General features: G+C 60.7%; 8 protein-coding genes. 1 reads left to right on the top strand and 7 read right to left on the bottom strand.

Features of this window, described 5'->3' with window-relative positions:
* The first annotated feature begins 6 nt into the window (after positions 1-6).
* Positions 7-990, top strand: coding sequence for a porphobilinogen synthase (hemB, locus tag ACOOHD_RS14425; RefSeq protein ID WP_420458584.1), 984 nt, complete (start codon positions 7-9; stop codon positions 988-990).
* An 18-nt stretch (positions 991-1,008) separates the two neighbouring features.
* Here hemB and ACOOHD_RS14420 read toward each other — a convergent pair whose 3' ends face one another.
* The 7 genes from ACOOHD_RS14420 to ACOOHD_RS14390 all read right to left on the bottom strand — a co-directional run bounded on the left by ACOOHD_RS14420 (position 1,009) and on the right by ACOOHD_RS14390 (position 11,599).
* A complete protein-coding gene (locus ACOOHD_RS14420) occupies positions 1,009-1,626 on the bottom strand; it encodes a hypothetical protein (protein WP_420458583.1) in 618 nt (205 codons plus the stop codon).
* 59 nt (positions 1,627-1,685) lie between these two features.
* The gene (rsmI, locus tag ACOOHD_RS14415; RefSeq protein WP_420458582.1) at positions 1,686-2,351 is read right to left on the bottom strand and encodes a 16S rRNA (cytidine(1402)-2'-O)-methyltransferase; all 666 of its coding nucleotides are present in this window, start codon (positions 2,349-2,351) and stop codon (positions 1,686-1,688) included.
* Positions 2,352-2,378: 27 nt separating this feature from the next.
* Positions 2,379-3,080, bottom strand: a complete 702-nt coding sequence (locus ACOOHD_RS14410; protein WP_420458581.1) for a DUF1440 domain-containing protein — start codon at positions 3,078-3,080, stop codon at positions 2,379-2,381.
* A gap of 243 nt (positions 3,081-3,323) precedes the next feature.
* Positions 3,324-5,816 carry a transglycosylase domain-containing protein gene (locus tag ACOOHD_RS14405; RefSeq protein ID WP_420458580.1) on the bottom strand — a complete coding sequence of 831 codons (2,493 nt, stop codon included), beginning with the start codon at positions 5,814-5,816 and terminating at the stop codon, positions 3,324-3,326.
* Between the two features lie 184 nt (positions 5,817-6,000).
* Positions 6,001-8,547 (bottom strand): M14 family zinc carboxypeptidase, encoded by a 2,547-nt coding sequence (locus ACOOHD_RS14400; RefSeq protein ID WP_420458579.1) that lies wholly within the window; start codon positions 8,545-8,547, stop codon positions 6,001-6,003.
* 14 nt (positions 8,548-8,561) lie between these two features.
* Positions 8,562-10,079: an AAA family ATPase gene (locus ACOOHD_RS14395; RefSeq protein WP_420458578.1), complete on the bottom strand. Its 1,518-nt coding sequence runs from the start codon at positions 10,077-10,079 to the stop codon at positions 8,562-8,564.
* Entirely contained in the window at positions 10,076-11,599 is a 1,524-nt protein-coding gene (locus ACOOHD_RS14390) for an AAA family ATPase (RefSeq protein WP_420458577.1), read from the bottom strand. Before ACOOHD_RS14390 ends, ACOOHD_RS14395 begins: the two co-directional genes overlap by 4 nt.
* Positions 11,600-11,670 lie beyond the last annotated feature (71 nt).

The following is an 11,670-nucleotide window of genomic DNA, read 5'->3' as shown; positions in this document are numbered from 1 at the left end:
AACCCCATGCTAAGCCGCCCCCGTCGCAACCGCTCCTCCGCCGCCGTCCGTAACCTCGTGCGGGAGACGGAGCTCACTGCCGGTCACCTCGTACAGCCCCTTTTCTTGCTGCCGCAGGCGGATGCCAGGCTGCCGGTGGTGAGTCTGCCGGGCACCTTTCGGATGGGAATCGAGGAAGTACTGCGCGAGATCGAGGACTGCCTGAAGGTAGGTGTGTACAGCTACATGATGTTTCCCGCGGTGCCGGAGGAGCACAAGGACAAGACCGGTACCTACGCGACGGCCGAGGAGAACTTCTACCTGCACGCCGCCCGGGCCATTAAGGAGCGCTTCCCGGAGGTGTGCCTGATTTCGGACGTGGCACTCGATCCCTATAGCACCGACGGCCACGACGGGGTGGTGATCGATGGTGAGATCCACAACGATGAGACGCTGAAGCTGCTGGATGCCATGTCGGTGGCCCAGGCGCAGGCGGGCTTTGACGTGATCGGGCCGAGCGATATGATGGACGGCCGGGTCGGTAGCATCCGCCGGGCGCTGGATCAGGAAGGCTACACGGGTACGGGAATCATGGCCTATACGGCGAAGTACGCCAGTGCCTTCTATGGCCCCTTCCGCGATGCCCTGGATAGTGCGCCGCGGCAGCTCCAGGACGTGCCCTCCGACAAGAAGACCTATCAGATGGACCCTGCCAACGTCCGCGAGGCACTGCGCGAGGCGGCACTGGATGTAGCCGAGGGGGCCGATTACCTGATGGTGAAGCCGGCGCTTAATTACCTCGACATCATCTATCGGCTACACGAGGCGCACCCGCTACCAATTGCGGCCTACCACGTCTCGGGAGAGTGCGCGATGCTGCTGGCGGCCGCCGAACGGGGCTGGCTGGACTACGAGCAGGCGGCTACGGAGGCGCTGCTGAGTATTCGGCGGGCGGGGGCGGATGTGATCATCACCTACTTCGCTAAGGACTTTGCGCGGTGGAACGTGTAGCGACGACTTTAGCCGTCGCTACAGCTCCAGCACCTCCAGTATACTATCGATATCGTCAAAACTTTTATACCCCACCTTCTCCTCGCTACTTCCCCGTAGCGCCAGGCCATACACCATATCCCGGGCCTCCGCCACCTCATCGGGCGTCAGGTCAATGCGCACGTAGACCTTTCGCTCGCCAATCAACTCCTTGAGCAGGCCTACGGAAAAGGGGTAGCCCTCCACTAAATCCGACCAGGTGATGCTACCGTCGGTGAAGTCCAGTACCACGGGGTCGGGTACTTCCGCCAGGCGGTCGGCTACGTCGAGCACGGCGTGATAACCGGCCACGGGCAGGCGGGTGATGGGCTGTAGGGAACGCTGGGTGAGAAAACTACTGTCCGTGCCATAGTCCAGCATGACGTGGGTGAGATTGGGGATGTCTATCGTGGCCTGTATGCTCTCTTCACTAGCTTCCGTGCTTAGTTCCGCTACGCAGATCGGTCCCTCAACCCACTCGCGAATGGCCGTAAAGTAGTCCGGCGCGATGCCCCCGGGCCCCACGGGGAAGCAGAGGTAATCGGGGTGCCAGGCGGCGAAGTAGCGGGCGTCGGTGAGGTGGGAGATGCCGTGGGCCAGGAGGGGGAGGGTGGTCAAGGGGTGAGGGGGTGTATAGGAGTAAAGGGGAAGGCTGAGGAAGAGTCGGCGGACGACGACTAGGTACCGGCGACGACTACGACGATTTCGCCTTTGACCTTGCCACGGGCTTCGTAGTCAGCTTTGAGGTCGGACAGTGGGGCAGTGGTAATTTCCTCGTACAACTTGGAAATCTCACGGGCTACGCAGGCCTGGCGGTCCGGACCGCAGTGCTCCTCCAGCTGGCCGAGGAGCTTGGCGATACGGTGGGGGCTCTCGTAGAGGACGAAGGTGTTGGGGAGTTCGGCCAGGTAGGTGAGGCGGGTTTGGCGGCCTTTCTTGTGGGGTAGGAAGCCCTCGAAGTGGAAGCGGTCGCAGGGGATGCCAGAGGCGGCCAGGGCAGGTACGAAGGCAGCCGGGCCCGGTAAACAGCTTACTTCTACTCCGGCTTCGCGACAGGCGCGCACGAGCAAGAAACCCGGATCGCTGATCCCGGGCGTACCGGCATCGGTAATCAGGGCGTAGGTGGAGCCGCCTCGGAGCTCCTGCACGAGCTGCTCCACTAGGGCGTGCTCGTTGTGGGCGTGGTAGGCGCGCAGCGGCGTTTCGATGCCGTAGTGTTGGAGTAGCGGACGGGAGGTACGGGTATCTTCGGCGAGCACTAAATCGACATCACCCAGCAGGCGCAGGGCCCGTTGGGTGATGTCTTCCCGGTTTCCGATGGGGGTAGGTATGAGGTAGAGCACGGGCGCGAAGGTCGCTGCGCCGGTCGGCTACAGCAAATCTTCGTTGTCCATCGCGTGGCGTACCCCACGGCGTACCATTTCTACGGTGGCACCGTAGGCCATGTGGCTACCGAGCTGACCGGCCTGTAGGCTCAGGGGCTCCTCGAGGGGGCTGGGGGCCAGGCCGAGGAGGGGCAGGGCTACTTTATGGGCGGCCGTCCAGAGCGCGGCACCGAAGGGGATGCCGGCGGGCGCCTGCATGGTGGGGGCAGCCTCGACGATCACGCCGTAGATACCGCCTACGAAGGCTCCGAAGGCGATGTTGAGGGCCTGCTGGGCGGTCTCTTCTTTGTTGCGATTGATATCGGTACCGACCAGTTCCTCGGCGCCTTCAACCACCTCCAGGCGGGCGTCATGCTCCTCCTGGGGTTGAGCGGTGGGCAGGCTGCGGTCTACAATCATTTTCACGCCCGTGCCGACGATGCCACCGATCATACCGGCTACGAAGCCCCGCACGTAGTCGGGCTCGCCGTGGGTACGGGTGCGGTCGAAGAAGTCACCGGCGTTGTTGTACGCCTGGGTCGCAAAACGTCCTACCTCACTGGCGCCACTGGCGGCGGAGTGGTAGGCACTATCGGCACCCGTGGTCACGGAGCTGGCGGCGGAGTGGTAAGCGCTCGTAGCGGCTTTTTCTACGGGGGTCAGATCAACGTTCTTGACGGCGTTGATGACGGTATCTAAGAAGGACATACAGTTGGTTTTCTTGTTGCAACGGAGGGAGGGGGGAGGGGGTTCGGTGTGGGTTGTTGAGTTGTTGCGTTTGGGAGTTGTTGAGTTGCCGTTGTTGTAGGCGGGGTAGGTGTGATAGGCGTGACTCAGGGCGGGGCCGCAGGTGCAATGCCAGCAGCGACGCCAAGACGAGCGAAGCGAGCACCCTCTTAAACGCAACAACCCAGTAACGCAATAACCAACAACTCACTACCGCGAAGCGGTCTACTCCCTCTTCCCAAACAGCCGCTTCACCCAGCTCTCCTTCCGTTCCTGGCGACGCTCCTGGCGGTGGTCCTCCTTTTCCAGCTCGCGGGCGATGCGGTCGGCGTAGTCGCGGGCAGACTCGTTGCTGCGGCGGCGCTTGTCCTGTACCATGTCTACGATCTGCTCACGGTCAAACTGCCGCAGGCGGGCGGTGATGGCCCGGTCGGGGGCAAATTCATCGGTGTTGGCATAGACGGGTAGCTCGTCGAGGTAGTCCGGGCAGTCGAGCAGGGCCAGGGTCATCTCGTCGAGGGCTAGAAAGCTGCCGCCTTGGTAGGCCTCTAGGCCCTTTGTACGCTGCACCTTTTTCATAAAGGTGCCCCAGATCGGTAGGGCCGTAGCGGTGGCCGAGCCCCGGCTCAGGGTGCGGAAGTGCACGGCGGGATACTCGGCTCCGACCCAGGTACCGACCACGAGCTTGGGAGTGAAACCGAGAAACCAACCGTCGGACTGGTCCTGCGTAGTGCCCGTCTTCCCAGCTAGTGCCCCCCGGATGCCGTAGGTGGAGCGCAAGCGGGCACCCGTACCCCCGTTCACCACACCAGCTAAGAGGTAGGTGGCGATCTTAGCGGTCTGCTCGTCGAGCACCTGCCGGGTGGCGGTGGGGGGCTCGAACTGAACCAATACCTTGCCACTGGCATCCTCGATGCGCGTGAGGTAGTGGATGCCCGTGGGGCGGCGGCCCTGGTTGGCGAAGGCGCTGTAGATGGTATTCATCTCCACCAGGTTAGCCTCTACGGTGCCGAGGGCGATGCTGGGGACGGGTTGCACGGGTTGCTCTACTCCCATGCTGTTGATCTTCTCGGCTAGGGTAGGCAGACCACCGCGGACGGCCAGGTTGACGGCCACCGTATTGACCGATTTAGACAGACCGCCACGCATCGAGTAGGCCCCCTCGTACTTGCTACCCGGATTGCCGGGGCGGTAGTCGTCGTAGTCCGTATAGGTGACCTGCGCGGCGGCGGTATACTCACAGGGCAGTACGCCAGATTGGATCGCCGTAGCATACACTACCGGTTTGATGGTCGATCCCACCTGCCGCCGACTGCTCACGTGGTCGTACTGTACGTACCGGTAGTCCACCCCACCCACCCAGGCGCGTACGGTACCGGTAGCGGGCTCGGTGGCTAGTAGGCCGGCGTTCATCAACGTGAAGTAATGGCGCAGGCTATCGAGGGGGCGCATCAGGGTGTCGACCGGGCCGCCCGTACGCCAGTCGTAGATTGTCATGGGGCGGGGCTTACGGAGCTCGTCGAGGATGGCCTCGCTATCCAGACCCTGCGCCCCCAGACTACGGTAGTGGGCGCTGCGCTTAAGGACTCCCCAGAAGGCCTCGTTCCAGGGGGCCTCCTTGCTGGATTTCCAGTCCACCGCCAGACTCTGCTGGATGCGGGGCAGCTGCTCGCGCACGGCTTCTTCGGCCAGTTGCTGCAGCCGGGAGTCGATGGTGGTGTAGATGCGTAGTCCATCGCGGTCGATGTCGTAGGGGCGGCCGTCGGGGTGGGGGATGTCGGCCAGCGCCCGCTGCACGTCTCCACGCAGTCGCTGCCGGAAGTGGGCGGCCGAGCCTACGCGGTCGTTGTCGCGGCGGTAGTTCAGTACTAGGGGGAGTTGGGCTACGCTATCGGCCACGGTTTCAGTGATGCTGCCGTTTTTCGCCATCAGGAAAAGCACAACGTTGCGGCGACCGGTACTTTTATCGGGGTGGCTGCGGGGGCTGTAGGTCGTGTTCGCCTTGAGTAATCCGATCAGTACGGCGGATTCCTGTAAATTCAGCTTGGCGGCAGGCTTGGCAAAGAAGCGACCGGCGGCCACCTCGATACCGTAGGCGTTCTCGCCGAAGGGCACGGTGTTGAGGTAGAGATTAAGTAATTCTGGCTTGGTGTAGACCCCCTCTAATCTGCTGGCGATGACCATCTCCCGCAGTTTCATTTTCAGCACCCCGAGGCGGTCGTAGCGCTGCCGGGGGTAAAGTTGCTTGGCGAGTTGCTGGGAGATGGTGCTGCCCCCACCCCCGCTGCGATCGCCCATGAGTACCGTGCGGATCGCCACCCGCACCAGCGCCCGCGCATCGATGCCCTGGTGCTCGAAGAAGCGGGCATCCTCGGTAGCCACCAGCGCCTCAGTCACGTAGGGACTGATCGCCTCCGCCGGCACGCTTACCCGGTTGATCTGGAAGTACTTACCCAGTAGCGGCCCGTCGGCGGCGTAGATGGAGGAGGCGTCGGCGTTTTCAATGTTGGCGAGTTCTTCTGCGTCGGGTAGGGGGCCGTAGGCGCCCAGCATCACCCCCGTAAATAGAAACACAAAGAGTACGGCTACTATCAGCACCGGGATCGTGACCGCTAGGAGCGCGAGCTTCGTCCAGCTAGCTTGCTTGACGTACTGTCGGCTACGCTGAGCAAGCTGTAGCAATTGGCCTGCTTTTTTCTGCGGGCGGGGTCGCGCCATGGGGTAGTTGGTTTCAGGGAAAGTGTATGAGCGGTAACGCGCCGGCGGGCTGCATCTTGCAAAGAATTGCTTAAAAACCTATTCGTACACCGCAAGCTGAATAGCGAACCGCAGAGTGCGCGGAGGACCGCAGAGTTGAACCCATGCGTCTCTGCGTCACTCTGCGCTCTCTGCGGTTGATCCCCTACTGCACCTGAAACAGCGCATTAGCAAACAAAAACTTTCCCTCCTCCCAAAACGCCCGAAATAGCGGATTATCCACCAAATACACCACTTCGCCCCGCCCCATAGGCTCTATCCCGAAGTTAAGGGTCTCCTGGATCTTTCCGTAGGCCTCGTTGCCCACAAAGCCTTGCACCTGCGTCCCCGCCCGTATCCTGCCGACGTTCCAGCCGTCTTCTAGATAGGCATACGCGTCGTCCGAGGTTTTTAGCGAAGCATACCGCGGGCCGATTCCGAAACTCAGCGGGTGCGTCTCGTCCAGCTCCACGTCGATGATGGCCCCCGGAATGTAGCCGGCGATAAAGCGACGCTCCTGACCGGCGTAGGGCAGTAGCAACTTCTCCTGCTTAGCGGCCTCGGAGAGGGTGTCGGCCGGCTCCTTGTCCTTGAGCCCAAAGCCCTCCTGCCCCGCCAGACTACCATTGGCCGCGCCCAGACTGATGAGCTTACCCCCACCGCGTACCCAGTCGGTCAAAGACTCCAGTTCACTATCGGTGAAGTTGTAGCGGCCCTCGGCCAGCACGAGCACATCGTAGTCGCCCTCAAAGATGCCGGACATATCCTCGCGGTGGAACACACTCACCGGATACTCCAGCTCCTGCTCGAAGTAGTACCAGACCTGGCCGAATTCGTTGTTGTACACCCCCTCGCCGCTTACGGTAGCCACCTTTGGGGCCGTGACCAGCTCGAAGTTGCTGCCGCCCAGGTCACCGCCGACGTTAGTGCTAAAGCCAGTCTCTAGCACCGATACGTTAGCCTCGTGATTCCGTGTGATGCGCCGCAGCTTGTCCGCAAAGCCCTCCGTAACCCGATTATCCCCCCGGTTTACTACCAGCGTACCGGCCGGAAACTTTCGCTCGCCGAAGGTGAATGCATCCGTAGACGTACGCACCTGGATGCCCGCCCGCAGCAGCTCGGCCAGGTAGCGGGCCGTATTCATTCCTTCCCAGGGTAGGGCGAAGGCGTAGGCGGTGGAGATGTCCACCTCGGCCAGTGGATCGGCGTAGGCGGGCAGCTCGTAGGGTTCGGTTTCCAGGTCGAGCCGGTCGGTGCTGGCGTAGGTCTGCAGTCCGTAAGCGGCCGGTAGCGACCAGGCCGTAATGTCGTAGGTCACCGAATCCTCCACCACCGCCGAGGGGTCGAAGAGCACCTGGGTGAGCACCGCGCGGGGCTGGTAGGCGGAGATGATGAGATCGCCGGCCTGCACACCCCCCTGAGTTTCCTCCCCACTCCCGTAGTCGTACAGCCTTAACCCCTTCTCCCCTTTACCTCCTAACCCCCTGGAATACTGAATGCCGTTGCGATCCAGCAGCTCCGTCAGCGCCCGCAGTTTACCCGGCGAGTTGCTACCGCTGATCACGTAGGTCTTGTACTGCCCCTGTGGGTTACGGGTGGTATTAGCGAAGTAGGTGGCGAATTCCGTGGTGAGCCGGTCAGCCTCCCGCGCGGCGATCTCCACCGTGCTCAGCGAGGTGGCGCGGTGGTGGGCCACCCGGTCGTAGAGCGTGAGGGTATCGCCGGTGGGCAGCGCGATGGCCCGTCCGCCGCGGCTGCCCCCGCCCTGCTCGTAGGTCATACCGATGGCCCCGTTGAAGGTCGGGTAGGTATCGCCGTAGCTCGGGTAGAGTAGGTCGAAGCGCTCCCGCGTGAAGTATAGCCAGCCATTCTGGTCAAAGTACCGGGCGTGGTTCTGCCCGATCTCGGTCTGGAAGCCAGCCTGCCAATTGGTGATATACTCGTGAAAGGGCGCGGCTGCCGGCGCGAAGTAGTACGGCGAGGTATACCCCTGTTCGTGCACGTCGGCGTGGATGTGCGGCATCCACTGGTGGTACTTCACGAGGCGTTGCCGGCTCTCGACCTGGGTCTGCCAGGCCCAGTCGCGGTTCAGGTCGAACATATAGTGGTTCACGCGGCCGCCGGGCCAGGGCTCCTGGTGCTCGCGGGTGGCCATATCGGCATTCACGATGCGGCTCTGCTGCTGCCGGAACCAGTTCGTATAGCGGTTGTAGCCGTCAGGGTTCTCGCTGGGGTCCATCAGTACGACCACGTTTTGCAGCCACTCACCGGTCTGGGCGTTATCGGGGTCGGCCAGGTCGTAGAGCACCCCCATACTTGCCTCGGAGCCGGCCGCCTCGTTACCGTGTACGCTGTAGCTGAGCCAGACGATGGCGATATCGTCGAGGGCGGGGTCGGTGGCGCCTTCCAGCAGGCCGGCGCGGCGTAGGTTATTCTCGCGGATCTGCTCCAGGCGGGCCAGGTTTTCCGGCGTAGAGACGTAGGCCAGCAGCAGGGGGCGGTCCTCATTGGTGGTGCCGTACTGCTCTAGTAATACGCGGGGGCTCTCCTCGGCTACTAGTTGGTAGTAGTCCACCAGCATATAGTGGGGCGTAAAGGTCTCGCCTAGCGCGTGTGGCAAGAAGGCAGAGGGGCGCGTCACATTCTGGGCGCGTACGCCGGTGCAAAGTAATAGGAGGGCGGTGAGTAAAGCTAGGTGGCGCGAAGCGGTCATTTGGGGGGGTAGTGTCAGTGCGGCGGTGAAGATACGTTCGTGCTCCAGTCGTCGACCTGCCGAGTGGCGGTGCTGAAGTTCACGCCGACGGCTACCTGCTCCCGCGGGTCATCGGCGTAGGGTAGTAGGTAACCTCGCTCCGCGATCTGGGCCAGGGCTGCTGCCGCTGTGCTGTCTATTTTGAACTCGAAGACGTAGACATAGTCGTCGGTCTCTACCAGCGCGTCGCAGCGGCCGCGCGCGGTATGGACTTCCGATTTGAGGTACACACCAAGTAGACTGAAGGTAAGGTGAACCAGGGCCTGGTAAGTACGCTCGTCGTTGCGCTGCCAGAGATCGTAGGCCACTCCAGCTAAGGTGGCATTAATGATGGTGACGACCGTAGGAATATCCCGTTGTCCGAACGCCTTAAATAACTTGAGCATGCGCGTACGCGGACTCTCCGCATCGGCTTCCCCATAAGCGAGGAGCAGCTTTTCCTGGAGGGATTGCCTGACTTCCAGATTAGGGTAGTCGAGCGTGTAGAGGCCAAACGCTGAGCTAAGGGTACTTACGGTGAGGTAACCGGTTTGAAACAGCAGCGGTACTAACCGAATGTTGCTAATATCGAAGCTGATCAACTCGGTATCGACAGCCTGGGAGCCATTCACTTCGTAAAGGCCGCTATCTCGCAGGCGTTTGATCAAGAAAGTCGGCGTACCCGTCTCAAACCAGTAGTTCCGGTAGGTTTTGTCCGCCAGGAAATTGAGTAGAGAGAAGGGGTTATATACCGCTTCTCCCCCCGTCCAGCTATAGCCATTGTACCACTTTCGCAGCTCTGATCGATCAACCCCCGCCAGCGATTCGGCAAAGTGACGATCAAGCTCTTTCTCCGTGATCCCCACCAGTGTATTGGCTACGGGATTGAGTGAGATATTCCGAATGTTATTCAAATCCGAAAAGATGCTCACCTTGCTAAAGGCCGAAACGCCGGTGATAAACACCAGCTCCAGGTAAGGATCGCTATCCTTGATGACGGAGTAAAAACTCTTCAGCAATTCGCGATTAGCTTCCGCCCGCGGAAGGTCGTCGAGATAATCGATGATGGGTTTATCGTACTCATCGATCAACAGTACGACCCGCCCGTTGACCGATGCCCGCTCCAGCAGTAAATAAAACTTTTGGTCAAAGCTCGTCTGGGGCAGTTCAACGCCGAGCTGACGCGCCGCCCGGTCGATGAGTGTGTGCAGTGCCACCTCCAGACCCTGCGTACGGAATCCACTAGCGGCAAACTTCAGCCACACCACCGGTCGCCGCATCGCCGCGAAGTCCCAGTGGTCCTGCACCCACAGCCCCCCGAACAGCTCCTCGCTGCCCGAGTACAACTCGTTCATCGTAGCCACCGTCAGCGACTTACCGAAGCGGCGCGGCCGACTGAAGAAGTAATACTTGCCCGTGGTGAGCAGCCGGTGGATGTGCTCGGTCTTATCGACGTAGGCGTAGCCCCCCTCACGGAGGGTACGAAAGTCCTGGATGCCGATGGGATACTTCACGGGGGGGAAGATACGGAGGGAGGTAGGCTCGCCCAGTCGTCGACCTGCCGCGTGGCGGTGCTGAAGTTCACGCCGACGGCTACTTGCTCCCGCGGGTCATCGGCGTAGGGTAGTAGGTAACCTCGCTCCGTGATCTGGGCTAAGGCAGCGGCCGCTGTGCTGGCTATTTTGAATTCGAAGATGTAGACGTAATCATCAGTCTCCACCAGGGCATCACAGCGGCCGCGGGCGGTGTGGACTTCTGATTTAATTTGAGCGCCCAGTAGGCTAAAAGTAAGGTGAATGAGGGCGTGAAAGATGTGCTCGTCGCTGCGCTGCCAGAGATCGTACGGTACACTGGCTAGCGTAGCATTGATAATATCGATGGCGGCGGAGAGATCGCGCTGCTCGAGCGCATGGTGCAGGGCGAAGATGCGTACGCTAGGATCTTCGAAGGTCACCGTCTGATAGCTACGCAATATGTGGCGCTGCAACGACTGCCGCACTTCGAGATTCGGGTAGTCAAGCGTGTAGGCCATACCCCCCTGTAGCACCTTAGTCACCGTAAGATAGCCCGCCTGAAATAGCACGGTGATCGGGTCCAAATGCTCGATGTCGAAACTAACTAAACTGGTTGGGATACCGATCGCCTTACGGATATCGTAACGACCTTGCTCGCGTAGCGCCTTGATTAGGAAGGTAGGCGTTCCCGTTTCAAACCAATAGTTGGCGTAGCGTTTGGTGGAAAGGAAAGTTAGGAGAGAGAAGGGATTGTACACCGTTTCTTCTCCCGACCAGGAGTATCCGTTGTACCACTTACGCAATACCCCACGGTTGACCTCCTGTAACGGCTCGGCAAAGTGGGTATCGAGTTCGGTTTCGGTAATGCCGACCAATGAATTGACGGCTGCGTCTAGTGAGATATTCCGAATGTTATTCAGGTCCGAAAAAATACTCACCTTGCTAAAGGCTGAAACGCCGGTGATGAACACCAGCTCCAGGTAAGGATCGCTGTCCTTGATGACGGAGTAAAAGCTCTTCAGTAATTCGCGATTAGCTTCTGCCCGGGGCAGGTCGTCGAGGTAGTCGATGATGGGTTTGTCGTACTCATCGATGAGTAGCACCACCCGGCCCTTCACGGACAGCGTCTTCAGTAGAATCTGAAACTTGCGATCAAAACTTGTCTCCGGCAGCTCGATCCCGTGAAATTCGGCCGCGTCATTCAGTAAGTTGTGAAGGGCAGCTTCCAGTCCCTGCGTCCTAAACCCACTACTGGAGAACTTCAGCCACACCACCGGCCGCCGCATTGCCGCGAAGTCCCAGTGGTCCTGCACCCACAGCCCCCCAAACAGCTCCTCGCTGCCCGAGTACAACTCATTCATCGTAGCCACCGTCAGCGACTTACCGAAGCGGCGCGGCCGGCTGAAGAAGTAGTACTTGCCCGTAGTGAGCAGCCGGTGGATGTGCTCCGTCTTATCGACGTAGGCGTAGCCCCCCTCGCGGAGGGTACGGAAATCCTGAATGCCGATGGGATACTTCACGGGGGGGAAGATACGGAGGGAGCGGGGTAGATAGAACTTGCCAGCGCAGTCGTAGACTGCCTGCCACAGCG

The organism is Neolewinella sp. (assembly GCF_965214665.1).
GTDB lineage: Bacteria > Bacteroidota > Bacteroidia > Chitinophagales > Saprospiraceae > Neolewinella.
This window is presented reverse-complemented; position numbering and strand designations above follow the sequence as displayed.

Excerpts from the sequence above, each read along its gene's own strand:
- ACOOHD_RS14410 (WP_420458581.1), bottom strand. The coding sequence starts at position 3,080 with ATGTCCTTCTTAGATACCGTCATCAACGCCGTCAAGAACGTTGATCTG.
- ACOOHD_RS14400 (WP_420458579.1), bottom strand. The coding sequence starts at position 8,547 with ATGACCGCTTCGCGCCACCTAGCTTTACTCACCGCCCTCCTATTACTT.
- ACOOHD_RS14405 (WP_420458580.1), bottom strand. The coding sequence starts at position 5,816 with ATGGCGCGACCCCGCCCGCAGAAAAAAGCAGGCCAATTGCTACAGCTT.
- hemB (WP_420458584.1), top strand. The coding sequence starts at position 7 with ATGCTAAGCCGCCCCCGTCGCAACCGCTCCTCCGCCGCCGTCCGTAAC.